Raw genomic sequence first — 14,977 nt, 5'->3', positions numbered from 1 at the left:
CGGAATCCCGCACACCGATGTCATGAGAACTGAAGTGTGACCACGAGACGCTGCCCGGCACGCCCTCGCAGGCGAATCTCGTCGCCACGACGATCGGCGGCCGCCACCGCTTTGCCGTCGACGTGCGCGTTGCCGGCGGTGCGTCCTTCGGGTGCGCGCAGCGTGAGCCAGATCTCGCGCGGCGTGCCGCTGGCGGGGAGCGTGACCGACGCCGTCAGGCCATGCTTTTCTCGCCGGATCGCCAGGCCGCAACGTCCCCAGCGCGTCGGCGCATCGGCGATCGACAGCGGCTTCTCCTCCACCAGCCACGCCGAGGGAAGCGCACGACCGAGCAACAGGACGTCGCCCGCGCTGTCGTCGAACACGAAGGCCCAGCGCAGCAGCAACGGAATCGTCATCTGGGCGGGTATGCAGAACAGCGGCATGCCTCCGGTGATATCGGTGACCTCACCGGCGGTCCAGCTGCCCGGCGTGTGCGCGTGATAACGATGCGCGTAGAGGAACAGCAGATATTCGTCCACCCGGCCAAGGCGCAGCAGCTGTTGCGCGTAGCCATAGGAAATGAAGCCGAGGATGTCGCGACTTTTCGGATCGACCGGGCCGATGTTCGCGACCACGCCGAGACTGGTCGCACCATGGCCTCGCATCGCGTCGATCACGAGATGGGCGAGATCGTCGGGCAGGACATCCGCCTGCAGCAGTTCCGCATAAGCGCGATGCGGCCATTGCTGTTCGCTGGGGTGCTCTTCGGCCAGCGCTTCGCGGAACGTCCGGGTGACGCCCGGCAGCGGCCCGACGTAGGGAGGCTTGAGGTCGTGGCGTACGCTGACGCGGACGCTTTCGGTCACACGTTGGCGAAGCGTATCGGCTCGCCGGGTCCACAACGACGCGTTCGCCGCGTCGTCGGGTGCGATGCGCTGCCAGATGGCCGCGATGTCCGCGAGACCGCGCGCGGCGAGGGCGCTGTTGGCGAAGTAGGGTTTCCACCAGAGCGAAGGATCGGGGAACAGGCAGGCGTCCGACTCGTTCCATCCATGGATCAGGCCGTAGCCGGGTGCGCTCGCGGCGAGCTGCAGGGATGCGTCATGCAGTTCGATGAGGATGGCCGCGGTCGCTTCGATCTTGCGTCGATGTTTGCGGCACAGCGCGACGTCGCCGGTGTAGGCCACGTAACGTGCGATCAGCGACAGGGTCAGCCCGAACTGCGCCGTCTCGGCGCCGCGCATGTTGATCATGCCGTCGTCCTGGACGAAGTCGCTGAAGTAGCTGTCGAACACCGCGGTGGCCTGGGCAAATCGGCCCCATTCGAGATTGGCGTAAAGCGAACTGGTGAAGGTGTCCTGGAAGCCGTCGTATTCGTTGCCGTAGTAGTCGCGATCGACGGCGCCGTATTTGGGGTAGGTGCCTTCCGGTCGCACCACCAGTTCGCGCGCGAAGGCAAAGCGCGCCATGTCGGCCCAGCCCGGTGCGGGGATCTCGGCCTGGGACGCGTCGGCCAGCTCGGCATGCCAGCGGTCGTGAAAGCGCAGCAGGGCAGCGTAAAACGCCTCCGCTCCGGGCGGTTCGCGCCGGGGCGGGTAAGCCGGGTAGCTGTGCCCGTAGACAACTTTCGTGATCGCGCCGCGCTCGACCAGCGCGGTACGGTGCCAGGTCTGTACGACGAAACGATCGCTGGCATCGACATCGGCGAAGACGATCACGTCGTACCAGCGATGCTGATCGAGCGGTACGACCTTGTGTACCGCGGGGAGCCAGCCGCCGAGGAGCCCCTCGCGGCGACGGGCGACCTTCTTCGGGTCATGCAGATCGGCGAAGACCTGATCGGCGTGGTACCCGCGCGTGCTGCCGGAGGTGTAGACCGGCATCGTATCCAGGCACTGCCGCGTGCCGACGAAGGTCGTCCACGGGAGACGGCCGTAGTAGTTTTCGGGGTCCAGTACCGAGGCCGGGGGTGGGGCGGCGAGGCGTACTTTTGCTTCGTCGGGCTGGCCGGAGGCCAGCAGGCGGTCGGCGAGCAGATCCGGGCCGGCGACCGCGATGTCGGCAAGCGCGAGGCCGAGATAGGGCTTCGGTGCTTCGTCCCAGGTCGCCTCGGTGCGCTTGTGCAGAACGACCGCTTGTTTGCCGTCGGTGATTACGAGCGCACCATCGGGATGGGTAAGGTCCTCTTCGACGTGCCAAGCCCGGTCGTCGATCGAGAAACCGCCCAGGTGGGCGAAGCCTTTGCGAGGGACCTCATCGAGCGGGACGCGGGGAGCATGGCCAGCAGGGCTGGCTCCTGCATGAGCGGGTTGAGGACTCGCTGGCGATGGCGTGCCTGCTGTTGTAGGAGCCAGCCCCGCTGGCGATGCCAGGTCGCCCCGAAACAGCCCCTCAGCCGAAACCGTCCCAACCCCCACCGCGGCACTCGCCGCAGCGAGAGTCCGCATGAAATCCCGCCGACCCATCGCCGCGCGTTCGCTCTCAATCATCGTCATCATCCAAAGCCAGCGCGGACGCAGGTAACCCTGTCGCTGCGCCCCAGTAATAAATGCCCAGCGACGCGACAAACACCGTGACGGAATCCCACGGATGCGCCACGACGCCGTTTCCGCCGAAGGTCCCGAACGCGGACACCAGCATGATCACGAGATAGAACCCGATCAGCCAAAGCGCCGAGCGCACCTGCTGTGCGAGCACGTCACGCGTCGCGCCCACGGCGCGTTTCACCACGACATAGACAACGAACGCGGCGACCTGCAGTCCGAGCAACCACGACACCGTGCCCCAGCCGGACCAGTAGACGATCAAGCCGGCCACCGCGAACGACACCGGTCCGATCACCGCGAAACCGCGGACACGAAACGGCCGGTCGAGCTCAGGCGCGCTCCGGCGAAGCGCGGCGACCGTGACGGGGGCCACGGCATAACTCAGCACCAGCGCGGCGGACACCACCTGGATCAGCGCCTCCCACGACGGAAAGGGCAACGTCCAGAAGATCGACAGGGCCAGCGTCAGCCATAGCGCAGGACGCGGAATGCCCGACTTGAGGTCGATCCGCGTAAGCGAGGGCAGAAAGCCGCCACTGCGCGCCCAGCCGTAGACGATGCGCGGTGTGGCGTTCATGTAGATGTTGCCGGTGCCGCTGGGCGAAATCACCGCGTCGCAGACCACCAGCGTCGCCAGCCAGCCGAAACCGAGCGCGAGCGCGATGTCGTGATAGGGAAGGGCGAACGCCTTGTCCATACCGCTCCAGCCTCCCGACAGGAGGTCGGTCGGGATGCCACCGAGGAAGGCCAGCTGCAGCAGCACGTAGATCACTGTCGACAGCAGCACCGACAGGATCAACGCGATCGGAATCGTCCGTTGCGGCTCGCGCACCTCGCTGGCCACGGACACGATCGGCGTCAGGCCGAGGTAGGCGAAGATGATGCCGCCCGCCGACACGGCGGCTTCGACACCGGACAGCCCGTTCGGCATGAGGCCGTGAATGCTCAGGTTGCCCGGATGAAAGTGGGTCAGCAACATCACGATGACCAGCACGGGTACCACGAACTTGAAGACGCTGATGATGTTGTTGGCTTTTGCGAAGGTCTTCACGCTGTAGTAGTTCAGTGCGAAGAAGAGCAGCAACAGGGCCAGCTGCACGAACCAGCCGAGGACGCTCGCATGGGTGCTGCCGGGCACGTTCAGCGCGGGAAGCCACGCGGCGGCATACTGCCGGCATGCGACGGTCTCGATGGCGATCAGACTGGAAAACGCGATCAGGGTGATGAAACCCATCAGGGAGCCGAGCAGCGCGCCGTGCGAGTACTCCGGGTAACGCACCGCGCCGCCGGCTCGCGGCAGTGCCGCACCGAGTTCGCAGTAGACCAGACCGAGCAGCAAGACGGCCGCTCCGCCGATCAGCCAGGAAAGGATACCGGCGGGTCCCGCCAGTGCGGCCACATGCCCCGCCGCGAAGAGCCAGCCCGAGCCGAAGATCGCGCCCAGTCCGATGAAGGTGAGATCGACCAGTGTCAGTCGCTTCTGAAAATGGCCTTTTGCGTCGCGGGGTGTATCGCTCATGTCAGTGCGCCCCCTCGGCATACGGTGATTTGCCGCCGCCCGCGATAAACGCGTCGATACGCTGGTTCAGCACCGGCAGCGGCACGGAACCGGTGGACAGCACCGTGTCGTGGAACGCGCGGATGTCGAAGTGTTCGCCCAGCGCCTTCGTCGCACGCTCGCGTCCGTCACGGATCGCCATCTCGCCTAGGTAGTACGAAAGCGCCTGCGCTGGCCAGGCGATGTAGCGATCCACCTCGGTGTCGATCTCGTGCTCCGCCAGCGCGGTGTTGTCGCGCAGGTACTGGCGTGCCTGCTCACGCGTCCAGTGCAGATGATGGATGCCGGTGTCGACGACCAGACGGGCGGCACGCCACGCCTGATAGCTGAGATAGCCGAAGCGTTCGTACGGAGTGTGATAGATGCCCATCTCCTGACCGAGATACTCGCAATAAAGCGCCCAGCCCTCGCCGTATGCCGAGATGTAGCTGAAACGGCGGTAGTCGGGCAGGCCGGTGGTCTCGGCGGCGAGAGGCATCTGCAAGGCGTGCCCCGGTGAGGATTCGTGCAGGGTCAGCGCGGGCAGGGAGTAAAGCGGGCGAGCGGGCAGGTTATACGTGTTGACCAGATAGATGCCCGGCCCGCCGCGGCCACCCGTGTAGATCGGTGCGAGATCGTCGGGCACGGGTTTGATCGCAAAGCGGCGGCGCGGCAGCAGCCCGATGTAATCGCCGACCACGGCGTCCACTTCCTTGGCGATCCACGCGGCATCCTTCAGTAGTTCGTCGGGCGTCTTCGCGTAAAAGCGCGGGTCCGTGCGCAGGAATTGCAGGAAGTCGGGAAAACTTCCCTTGAAGTCGACCTCTTTCATCACCGCCAGCATCTGGCCGTGGATGTCCGCCATTTCCTTCAGACCCAGCGCGTGGATATCGTCGGGACTTCGGTCCAGCGTGGTGTACTCGAGGATCTGCGAACGGTAAAACGCCTTGCCGTCGGGCAGGTCCTCGGCCGCGAGACCGTCGCGCGCCTTCGGGTAATACTCATTCTTCATGAAGGCCAGCAGCTTCGCGTACGCCGGGCGGACCTGCGCGGCGATCGCCTTCTTCGCTTCGTCGCGCAGACGTGCCTGCTCGGCGGCGGGAATCGTCGCCGGCATTTTCAGGAATGGCGTGTAGAAGAGATTGGCGTCGCCCTCCGCGTCCGCCACCGTGCGTATGCCGTCGTACTGACTGCTCACCACGAGCTTCGGCTGGCTGAAGCCACGTGCCAGGCCCAGCCGCATATCCGCGATCTGCTCGTCGAAATACCGCGGTACATCGCGCAGGCGCCCAAGATAGTTCCGGTACGCATCCGCGTCGGTGAACGTGGCGCGCGCGCTGAAGCCGAGGTTGCTCCAGAACGCCGAGTCCGCGTTGAACGGCATCTGCCACGTCCTGAAGCGCTGGTCGGCCAGCAGGACGTCGACCTGCTGGCGGAAGACTGCGTAGTTGACCGGGTCTTCGCCTTTCAGCTGCGAGGGATCGATCGCCTGGAGCTGTTCCACGACCTTCGTCCAGTAGCCCTCGCGTGCGGCCTGGGTGGCGGCGTCGACTTTGGGAAGGCGGTCGGCCGGTCTGGCTGGGCCGTCTTCGTCATCCGCGCCGGCGAACTGGGCCTGGCGCCACGCGTACTCGCGGCTGGCTATCTCATGGAACCGTTGAGTCGCGTCGTCGGCGAGCACAGGGGCGGCGAAAGTGACGATGCCGAGCAGGCAGGCAAGACGGGCGGATGGACAGGCCATGAGACTCTCCGATCAGTGCGAGGTGGGCTTTGCGGCCTTCTGTGCGGCGATCCATGCATCGGTGCGCGCATCCAGCAATTCCAGCGGCATGGCGCCGCCCGAGAGCATTTCATCGTGGAAGGCGCGGATGTCGAAGGCGGTGCCGAGGGCTTTCTCGGCCCGCTGACGAAGTTCCAGGAACTTGAGCTGGCCGAGCTTGTAACCGAGGGCCTGGCCCGGCCATGCGATGTAACGGTCGGTCTCGGCCTGCATGCTCGGCTCGTCCTCGGCCGGATGGGCGTGGAAGAAGTCGATCATCTGCTTGCGCGTCCAGTGCAGCGCATGCACGCCGCTGTCGAGTACGAGACGGTCGGCGCGCAGCAGATCGCCGCTCAGACGGCCGTAGTCGTTGTACGGGTCCTTGTAGAAGCCGGCCTCTTTGGCGAGGCGCTCCGCATAAAGTGCCCATCCTTCGATGTACGCGTTGTACCCGGCCTGCTGACGGAACGGCGGTAGTGGCAGGCTCTGCGCGATCGAGATCTGCAGATGATGGCCCGGTACGCCTTCGTGATACGCGGTGTCTTCGATGGTGTAGAGCGTGCGCTGGGCGAAGTCGCCCGTGTTGACGAAGACCACGCCTGGACGCTTGCCGTCGGGCGTACCCTGATGGTATTCGGCGCCGGCGGCGTCTTTCTCGCGGTAGGCCTCCACGGCCTGCACGTACAGGGCCGTGGTCGGCAGGTGGCCGAAGAGTTTCGGCAGTTCGGGCTGCATACCGGCGATGTACTTGCGGTAGCCGTCGAGAATCTGCTCGCGCGAGGTGGCGTAGCGTTTCGGGTCCTTTGCGACGGCGGCGCGGAAGGCGGGCAGGTCGGCGTAGCCGAGCTGTTTCGCGATAGCGGTCATCTCGCCTTCGATCCGCTTTACCTCATCCAGACCGATCTGATGGATGCGCTTCGGGTCGAGGTCGGTGGTGGTCTGCGTGTGGATGGCATAGCGATACCTTGCGTCACCGTCGGGCAGGGACCAGATCCCTTCCTGCGTACGGCCGTGCGGGGCGTAGTCGTTGGCGACGAAGTCCGCCAGTCTGCGATACGCGGGGCGCACCTCGTTGTCCACAGTGGCGAGGATCGCCTTTTTCAGCCGCGCCTTGTCCTTCGCCGGCACGCTGTCCGGGATATGCGCGGCCGGCTGGCCGAAGACATTGGCTTCGCCCGCCGGATCGGCGATCTGCCGCGCCTGCACGGCGACCTTTTCGAGCAGATAACGCGGCTGCATGAGCCCATCGGCCATGCCTGCGCGCGATGCGGCGATCAGCTGGTCGACGATGCCTGGGATCGCCCTGAGCCGGGCGAGGTAGTCCTCGTAGTGGCGTGTACTGTCGAACGGGATGGTCGGAACGAAGCCGGGAAGCTGAAGCTGCACGCCACCGATCTGATCCAGCACCATCTCGTGATTCTTGAGGCGGATGGCTTCGAGGCGGTCTTTCAGCTCGCGCACGGCCATGGCCTGACTGAGGCGACGCTGCTCGTCGAGCTGGGACACGTCCACGGCTTCGAACCGGCGCAGAAAATCGGCGGTGGCCTTGCCGTCGACGGCGACGTGAGCGAGCGAATAATCGGTCCAGCGGTCGTTATAGCGGTAATCGCCGATGGTCGTGGCGAGTTCCGGGCTTTCCTTCAGCTGATATTCCCAGCGCTCGGCGACGAGCGCGTCGAAGGCCCTGGCAGGCGCGTCGGCCGCTTGAGCGGCGGCGTACGGCGCGGCCAGCAGGCACGCGAGGACGAGGCCGCGGACGGCTGGAAAACGGGTCATGCGATTCCCCTCTGGAACGTATCACCCGATGCTCGCGCGAGCGTCACCGGGCGGCTAGAAGACATTGCCCGGTGACGATGCGGCATTGTGCACAATCAGGCAAACGGTTGCTCGATCGAAGGCGACGGCTCGGTGAACCACGCGCCACCGTCGTCGGTGACGTAGAAATGGTCCTCGAGGCGGATGCCGAACCGGCCGGGAACGACGATCATGGGTTCGTCGCTGCAGCAGTTTCCCGGTACGAGAGGTGCCGTGTTGCCACGGACGAGGTACGGCGCCTCGTGGATGGCCATTCCGCAGCCGTGGCCCGTACGATGCGGCAGACCCGGCAGGCGATAGTCCGGCCCCAGACCGCCGGCCTCGATCACACGCCGCGCGGCGGCGTCGATGTCCGCACAAGGCACGCCGGGGCGCACCGCGTCGAAAGCCGCCTGTTGTGCCGCGCGTTCCAGGTTCCAGATGCGCGACTGCTCGGCGTCCGGTGTGCCGAAGACGTAGGTACGTGTGATGTCCGACTGGTAGCCGGCCACGCTGCAACCCGTGTCGATCAGGACGACCTGGTCTTTCTCGAGGTACTGCTCGCCCGGCACACCATGGGGATACGACGTGGCCACACCGAACTGCACGATGCAGAACGTGGAACCGTTGTCCGCGCCCAGCGCGCGATGGGCGCCGTCGATAAAGCGCTTCACGTCACCGGCGGCGATGCCCTCGTGCAGCATGCCGGCGGCGAGCGCCTGCACTTTCAGCGTCATCGCGCAGGCTTGCTTCATCAGGGCGAGTTCCGTCGCCGACTTGCGTGCCCGGCACCCGTCGATCACCGGTGTCGCATCGACGATATCGCGGGTCCCCAGTGTGTGCGCGAGCCCCGTGAACACGTTGAACGGCGCCGCGGGGTCCAGGGCCAGCGTACTCGCGCCGCGTGAGGCCATGCACGCGGCGACCAGCGCGCAGGGGTCCTCGTGCTCTTCCCAGAACGCCATCGTCATCGGATGGGCCAGTTCGGCGCGCAGCGAACCTTCCTCGAACGCGGGGCAGATCAATACCGGCTCGCCCCGTCGCGGAAGCAGCATCGCGACGAGCCGCTCGGTGGCGCCCCAGGGAATCCCGGTGAAATAACGCAGCGACGTGCCGGCCGTGACCAGCAGCGCACCTGCGCCAGCGGCATCGAGCAGGCGTTGCGCGCGCTCCAGGCGAGTAAGGTACTCGTCCCGGCCGATGCGTGGCGCAAGTTGCGTCCACGGTGTGCAGGCCTCGCGGGCCTGCTCCGGGGTCAGGTGTCCGATCTGCGTGCTCATGCGGCGTTACCCACGTCCGCATCGGTCCAGCGGCCGTTGATCCGTCGCTGCACGCCGCCAGGATTGCGGTCGCGCAGTTCCGGCGGAAGCAGGGCATCGGGCACGTTGTCGTAGCTGTGCAGCGCCGTGAAGCGGTGAATCGCCGACGGCATGCCCACGGCGGTGAAGCCGGCATGGCTCGTCGAGGGGAACGGGCCACCGTGATTCATGGCGGGGCTGACCGCCACGCCGGTCGGCATGCGATTGGCGATGAGGCGACCGACGCGCTCGCGCAGATGCCGGGCGATGGATTGCCACGACGCATCGTCGCTGCCATCCGTCGCGCGGTACATCGTTCCGGTGAGGTTGCCCTCGAAGGCTCGCGCGATGGCGGCGAAGTCGTCATCGCCGTCGGCACGGACGAGCAGACTGACCGGACCGAAAGCCTCCGTCTGCAAAGCGCCTTTATCGGCGACGAAGGCCGCGGCATCGACGCTGAGCAGGGTCGGCTGGAAATGGTAACCCGCGTCGTCGCCGGTGGCGCCACCGGCTAGCACGGTGGCGCCCGCTTTCCTCAACGCGCCCACGGCGCGCATCAGGCCCTCCTGCACACCGCGCGAAAACAGGACGCGGGGCATCGCCGCGGCGAACTGCGCCGTCGCGCTGGCGACGAACGCGTCGCCATCCTCACCGGTGGGCACGATGACGATGCCCGGGTTAGTGCAGAACTGGCCGCTGCCCATCGTGCAGGACGTGAAGAAGGCCGTGGCGAGTGCTTCGGCATCCTCCGCAAGCGCACCCGGCAGCAGGAACACCGGGTTGACGCTGGACATCTCGGCGTAGATGGGGACACCCGCGCCATCGGCGGCGGACTTCAGCGCGAGGCCACCGGCGCGGCTGCCGGTGAAACCGATCGCACCCAGCCGTGCGTCCGAAGCGAGGGCCGCGCCGATCGCGTTATCGAAGTGATACAGCATCTGCACCGACGCGGCCGGCAGGCCCGAGGCCAGGACCGCCTCGTGCGCCAGCTCGGCGAGCCGTCGCGAGGTCGCCGGGTGCGACGGATGCGCCTTGGCGATCACGGGATTGCGTGCCGCGATGGCCGAGGCGAAGTCGCTGCCCGCGATCGCGTTGAAGGCGAAAGGAAAATTGTTCGGTCCGAAGACCAGTACCGGCTTGCCCAGCGGTGCGCGATGCGCTCGCAGACCACTGGCCGTGTCGATGACCGGATCGCTCCAGCTGTTTTCACGCACCGCGCGTGCCGCCTGACGCAGCTGTCCGCTGGCACGCGGGAGTTCGACCGAGCGCAGTCGCGGCTCGGCGGGCAGGGCCGTTTCCGCGGCGGCCAGGGACACGAGCGTTTCGGCATCGGCGTCGATCGCCGCCGCGTAGCGCTCGAGGAAATCGGCGATGCGCTCGGGCGGCACGGCGGCCAGTTCACCGGCGACAGCGGTGGCGGCGGCAAGCGCCGCCTCCACGTCGTCCGCGCCGCTGACGGGAAACGACGGCCCGATGGCTTCACCACGCGTGGGATCTTCCGCGTGGAACGAGCCGGTGGGCGCGTCGGCGGCGCGCCACTGGCCACCGATCAGAACCTGCGGCTGCTCGGCCATGGATCAGACTCCCGGCCGGGTGGCGATTGCGTGGTCGATCACCTTCATCGCCGCGTCGCGCTCGGCGCCCGCCACCGGCAGGCGCGGCGCGCGCACGGTTTCGCTGCCCATGCCGACGCGCGACTGCACCAGCTTGATCAGCTGTACGAAGGTCGGAACGGTATCGAGACGGAGAAGCGGGAGGAACCAGGCATACAGGGATTCCGCGGCCTTGGCACCGCCATCGCGGGCCAGCTCGAACAGCTTCACCGATTCGGCCGGATACGCATTGACCAGGCCGGCGATCCAGCCGACCGCACCCATGCTGACGCCTTCGACCAGCGCATCGTCCATGCCGACAAGCAGTTCGAGACGATCGCCGGCGAGCGCACGGATGGCGGCGAAGCGCCGCACATCGGCGGAAGATTCCTTGACGGCCTGCAGGTTGGGGAACTGACCCGCCAGCTCGGCGATCTGCGCCGGCGTGAAGTCGGTCTTGTACGCCACCGGGTTGTTGTACAGCATGCAAGGGAGGTCGGTCGCGGCGATCACGGCCTTCACGTGCGCGCTCATCTCCCGCCAGTCCGTGGAGTAGACGTATGGCGGCAACACCATGAGGGCCGAACAACCGATGGCCCTGGCGTCTTGCGCCAGCCGTACGGCTTCGTCGGTGGAGAGCGAGGCGATACCCGGAATGACGGGGGCGCGGCCGTCGAGCGCCTTGACCAGCGTCCGCAGGATGGCCGTCTTCTCGTCGTAGCTCAGCGTGGCGGCTTCGCCGAGCGAGCCCAGCGGCACGATGCCCTTGCAGCCGGCGTCGATCATCTGCAGCGCATGTTTGGCGAGGAACTCGTGGTCGACCTGGCCATCGGCCTTGAATGGCGTGGTGATGGCGGGAAGGACGCCGTGCCAGAAAGTTGCGTTGCTCATGCTTGGATGCCTCTCGATGCAGGAAGGGAACTGGGAAAATCCGGCTCGCCCAGGGTGGACAGGCGGGCAGGGAAAAAGGGCGGGCGCGCATCGGTGCGCGCACCCAGACCGAGCTCGGTCATGGCCGCGCCGCATACGCGGCCCTGGCAGGCGCCCATGCCGCAGCGCGTGGCGAGCTTGGCGCTGCGAGGGTCCCCATGGGCGCGGACGGCACCGAAGGACACGTCTTCGCAGCGACATATCAGGGTGTCGTCGCGGGCGAGCTCACGGACGCGCGGTGACAACGCGAAATGCTCGCGCAACAGGGTCGCGAAGGCCCGCGCGTGATCGCGTCGACGCAGGAGCGCATCGGGTATCGCGACGCCGGCAGCGGCGAGCCCGGCGATCCGGCCTTCGAGACGCGCGCAGTCGCGGCCACCGATACCGCAGCTCTCGCCCGCGGCGAACGTATCGTCGAGGCTGGTGCGCTGATGGGTATCGACATCGACCTGAGGATGAAGCGTGTCGGCGCGCGTCGCGCAGCCGATCTGGCGGGCGAGCGTCAGATCCGGGACAAGACCGAAGCCCACCGCGAGTACGTCGCAGTCGACGCGTTGCACATGCCCGGCGCGCTCGATCAGTGCGGCCGACACGGCGTGCTCGCCGACGGCCTCGGTCACGACGCTGCCGTGGCGGTAGTCGATACCGCGAAGCGACACCTGCAAGGCGGCGGCCTGTGCGAGCTTCGCCGGCCAGCGCCAGAGGCTGCGGGCGAAGCGGTGAAGCTCACCGGTCGACGCCTGCTCATGAATGCCGGTGACGATGGCGCCGTGCTTTCGTGCCGTCGCCGCGGCGGCAAGAAGCAGCGGTCCGCTACCGGCGATCAGTACGCGTCGTCCACGCAGGGCCCAGCCTTGCTTGACCAGGGCCTGCAAACCACCCGCCCCGACCACACCCGGCAGCGTCCAGCCCGGAAAAGGCATGAGTAATTCGCGTGCGCCCGTCGCGATGATCAGCGAACGGTACGGCAGCAGGTAACCGCGTCGCGGATCCTGCAGCAGAAGATGGCTGGCTTCCGTGGCGATGACCTGCGTCTCGGCCAGCCAGGTCACACCACGCGATGACAAGGCCTCACGGATGCTGCGATCGGCCATGGCGGGATAGCCGTGTCGTACGTCGTGACGCCATACCTGGCCGCCGGGCTTCGGCTGGCTGTCGATCAGCACGACGCGCCGCCCGTGTCTGGCTGCGGCGGCCGCGGCGGCAAGACCCGCGGGACCCGCACCGACGATGGCGATGTCGAAGGGGTCGCTCATTCGCTGTCTACCGTCATGCCATCGCGGACCGTGACCTGGCAGGCGCGCTGTTGCGCGACGCCGTCGATACGCACGCGGCATTCGAAGCAGATACCCATGCCGCACAGGGCGGCACGTTGTTGACCGCTGACGGAGCGGCGGAACGGCAGGTCGAGGCTGAGCAGGGCGGCGGCGACAGTGATGCTGGCCGGTACGCGCCTGATGACGCCGTCCACGATGAGACGTGCTTCCCGCGCCGTCATAAAGCCACCCGCGCTGGATCGTAAGGCGCGGCGTCGATGGCCGTCGGTCGGCCGAGCAGCTGATCGATGAGCAAGCGTGCGCTGCCAAGCGACGTGGTGACGCCCAGCCCCTCATGACCGGCCGCGACCCAGGTGTCGGCCATGCCAGGTACGCGGCCCAGGTACGGTAAGCCGTCGGTGCTGACGGGACGGAAGCCCGTCCACACGCGCAGCGCATCGAGCTCGCGCAACCATGGAAGGAACCGGAAGCTTCGCTGCAGCATCATCCGGACCATATCCATCGAGACGTCCGCATCCGCCGCGTCGTATTCGCGGGAGGAACCGATGAGGATCTGCCCGGTCGGGCGCGGCTGCACGTTGAACGCCACGCTTGCCGCATCGGCACCGTGAGCGCTGTCCGCATAGCCCAGTTCGAGCAACTGGTGATTGACTCGCTGCCCGTAGCGTTCGGTAATCACCAGGTGACCTTTCCGCGCGCGGATCGGCAGTCCTGGCAGCAGTCTCGGCAAGGCGCACCCGGTGGCGACAAGTACCGGACCGTGCAGCTTGCCGCCGTCCTGCAGTACGACACCACCCGGTTGCAGCCGGAACGCGTATTGCCGGTGCAGCGTGGCTCCACGTTCGAGCGCGAGGTCGACCAGATGCCGCGCGACGGCCGGTGGATAGACCACCGCTTCCCGCGAAATCAGCAGCCCGCCGCGCAGGCCGGCGGCGAGCATCGGCTCGAGTTCGTACAGACCGGCGGCGTCCACGGCTTCGGCGACGACGCCCGCGTCGGTCAGACGTGCCAGCTTGTCGGGAATGCGTGCCAGTTCATCGTCGTTACTGGCCACCCACAATGTGCCGCAGCGGCTGAACTCCGCGGCGGGCAGTTCGGCGAAGGCTTCCCACAGACCGAGCGAATATCGCGACAGTGCGAATTCCGCCGGGTCGTCGTCCATGGCCACGAGGTGACCCATGGCGGCCGCGGTGGCGCCGCCCCCGATGGTTGCGGGCTCCACGATCGCGACCTTGAGGCCCTCGGCGGTGGCCTGCTCGGCGCAGGCGGCACCGACGATGCCGGCACCGATGACGATCAGATCGTACGTGCTCACGCGGCGCCGATGCCCCAGGCCAGCGGGTCGGCCTCGTCGATCAGGATGGTGCCCTGCATGGTCACGTGCGCGCTGCCCGTGATACGCGGAAGAACGCCGCGCTCGCCGTGCTTGTAAGTCGCCTCGAACAGGCTGCCGAGGATGCCGGCCTGGCGCCACACCTGACCCGGATCGAGCTTGCCATCGGCGGCCAGGCACGCGACCTTGGCGCTGGTGCCTGTGCCGCAGGGCGAACGGTCGTAGGCCATGCCGGGGCAGAGGACGAAGTTGCGTCCGTCGCCGCCGCTCTCCTCGTCCGGCCCGTTCAGCTCGATATGGTCGATTTCTTCGTCGTTCGCGCCGGTGATGCCGTCGCGTTCCAGACCGGCGCGGATCGCTTCCGTGTACGCGGTCAGCGCCCGCTGGTTGGCCAGCGTGAGGGGCAGGGGAGACTGGCTCGTGATGAAAAACCAGTTGCCGCCCCATGCGACATCGCCCGTGACCGGGCCATGGCCTTCGACGTCCACCGATACGTTACGGCGATACCGGTAGCTCTCGACGTTGTCGATCGACACGCGTCCGTCGTCCAGCAGCTCGATACCGACGACGCCGACCGGCGTCTCGAGACGATGCCGGCCGGGGGCGATGCGGCCGAGATGCTGCAGTGTGCGGATGAGGCCGATGGTGCCGTGGCCGCACATACCGAGGTAGCCGACGTTGTTGAAAAAGATCACCGCTGCGCACGACGACGGGTCGGTCGGTTCCAGCAGGAGCGCGCCGACCATCGTGTCCGAGCCGCGCGGCTCGCACGCGATCGCCTGCCGCCAGGCGTCGTACCGTTCGCGCATGAGCTGACGGCGACCGGCCAGTGGGCCGTCACCCAGATCGGGAAAGCCGGAGAGGACGACCCGGGTAGGTTCGCCGCCGGTGTGTGAGTCGATGAATTCGATGTGATGCATGGCTTCCAT

At 67.0% G+C, this 14,977-nt stretch carries 11 protein-coding genes; all 11 read right to left on the bottom strand.

The window, feature by feature from the left end; translation table 11 throughout:
- Nucleotides 1-20: 20 nt before the first annotated feature.
- Nucleotides 21-2,471, bottom strand: a complete 2,451-nt coding sequence (locus tag B5X73_RS12230) for a Tat pathway signal protein (RefSeq protein WP_139382769.1) — start codon at nt 2,469-2,471, stop codon at nt 21-23.
- Entirely contained in the window at nt 2,464-4,047 is a 1,584-nt protein-coding gene (locus B5X73_RS12225; RefSeq protein ID WP_079521913.1) for an APC family permease, read from the bottom strand. The genes B5X73_RS12230 and B5X73_RS12225 overlap by 8 nt, the downstream gene beginning before the upstream one ends.
- A 1-nt stretch (nt 4,048) precedes the next feature.
- Entirely contained in the window at nt 4,049-5,806 is a 1,758-nt protein-coding gene (locus tag B5X73_RS12220; protein ID WP_079521912.1) for a DUF885 domain-containing protein, read from the bottom strand.
- Nucleotides 5,807-5,818: 12 nt separating this feature from the next.
- Nucleotides 5,819-7,600, bottom strand: a complete 1,782-nt coding sequence (locus B5X73_RS12215) for a DUF885 domain-containing protein (RefSeq protein ID WP_079521911.1) — start codon at nt 7,598-7,600, stop codon at nt 5,819-5,821.
- Between the two features lie 95 nt (nt 7,601-7,695).
- The gene (locus B5X73_RS12210; RefSeq protein WP_079521910.1) at nt 7,696-8,898 is read right to left on the bottom strand and encodes a M24 family metallopeptidase; all 1,203 of its coding nucleotides are present in this window, start codon (nt 8,896-8,898) and stop codon (nt 7,696-7,698) included.
- Nucleotides 8,895-10,490, bottom strand: coding sequence for an aldehyde dehydrogenase family protein (locus B5X73_RS12205; RefSeq protein WP_079521909.1), 1,596 nt, complete (start codon nt 10,488-10,490; stop codon nt 8,895-8,897). Before B5X73_RS12205 ends, B5X73_RS12210 begins: the two co-directional genes overlap by 4 nt.
- A gap of 3 nt (nt 10,491-10,493) precedes the next feature.
- Nucleotides 10,494-11,399 (bottom strand): dihydrodipicolinate synthase family protein, encoded by a 906-nt coding sequence (locus tag B5X73_RS12200; protein ID WP_036113440.1) that lies wholly within the window; start codon nt 11,397-11,399, stop codon nt 10,494-10,496.
- Entirely contained in the window at nt 11,396-12,694 is a 1,299-nt protein-coding gene (locus tag B5X73_RS12195; protein WP_079521908.1) for an NAD(P)/FAD-dependent oxidoreductase, read from the bottom strand. Before B5X73_RS12195 ends, B5X73_RS12200 begins: the two co-directional genes overlap by 4 nt.
- Complete coding sequence (locus B5X73_RS12190; protein WP_079521907.1) at nt 12,691-12,936, bottom strand: (2Fe-2S)-binding protein; 246 nt, start codon at nt 12,934-12,936, stop codon at nt 12,691-12,693. The genes B5X73_RS12195 and B5X73_RS12190 overlap by 4 nt, the downstream gene beginning before the upstream one ends.
- Nucleotides 12,933-14,030: an NAD(P)/FAD-dependent oxidoreductase gene (locus B5X73_RS12185; RefSeq protein ID WP_079521906.1), complete on the bottom strand. Its 1,098-nt coding sequence runs from the start codon at nt 14,028-14,030 to the stop codon at nt 12,933-12,935. Before B5X73_RS12185 ends, B5X73_RS12190 begins: the two co-directional genes overlap by 4 nt.
- Nucleotides 14,027-14,968, bottom strand: coding sequence for a 4-hydroxyproline epimerase (locus tag B5X73_RS12180; protein ID WP_079521905.1), 942 nt, complete (start codon nt 14,966-14,968; stop codon nt 14,027-14,029). Before B5X73_RS12180 ends, B5X73_RS12185 begins: the two co-directional genes overlap by 4 nt.
- Between the last annotated feature and the right edge of the window lie 9 nt (nt 14,969-14,977).

Origin of the sequence: Luteibacter sp. 22Crub2.1 (assembly GCF_900167995.1) — a bacterium.
Lineage (GTDB): Bacteria > Pseudomonadota > Gammaproteobacteria > Xanthomonadales > Rhodanobacteraceae > Luteibacter > Luteibacter mycovicinus.
Note: the sequence above shows the minus strand (reverse complement) of the source record. Positions and strands in the feature narration are given on the sequence as shown.

Excerpts from the sequence above, each read along its gene's own strand:
- B5X73_RS12225 (WP_079521913.1), bottom strand. The coding sequence starts at position 4,047 with ATGAGCGATACACCCCGCGACGCAAAAGGCCATTTTCAGAAGCGACTG.
- B5X73_RS12210 (WP_079521910.1), bottom strand. The coding sequence starts at position 8,898 with ATGAGCACGCAGATCGGACACCTGACCCCGGAGCAGGCCCGCGAGGCC.
- B5X73_RS12230 (WP_139382769.1), bottom strand. The coding sequence starts at position 2,471 with ATGATTGAGAGCGAACGCGCGGCGATGGGTCGGCGGGATTTCATGCGG.
- B5X73_RS12190 (WP_079521907.1), bottom strand. The coding sequence starts at position 12,936 with ATGACGGCGCGGGAAGCACGTCTCATCGTGGACGGCGTCATCAGGCGC.
- B5X73_RS12180 (WP_079521905.1), bottom strand. The coding sequence starts at position 14,968 with ATGCATCACATCGAATTCATCGACTCACACACCGGCGGCGAACCTACC.
- B5X73_RS12220 (WP_079521912.1), bottom strand. The coding sequence starts at position 5,806 with ATGGCCTGTCCATCCGCCCGTCTTGCCTGCCTGCTCGGCATCGTCACT.
- B5X73_RS12200 (WP_036113440.1), bottom strand. The coding sequence starts at position 11,399 with ATGAGCAACGCAACTTTCTGGCACGGCGTCCTTCCCGCCATCACCACG.
- B5X73_RS12215 (WP_079521911.1), bottom strand. The coding sequence starts at position 7,600 with ATGACCCGTTTTCCAGCCGTCCGCGGCCTCGTCCTCGCGTGCCTGCTG.
- B5X73_RS12205 (WP_079521909.1), bottom strand. The coding sequence starts at position 10,490 with ATGGCCGAGCAGCCGCAGGTTCTGATCGGTGGCCAGTGGCGCGCCGCC.
- B5X73_RS12195 (WP_079521908.1), bottom strand. The coding sequence starts at position 12,694 with ATGAGCGACCCCTTCGACATCGCCATCGTCGGTGCGGGTCCCGCGGGT.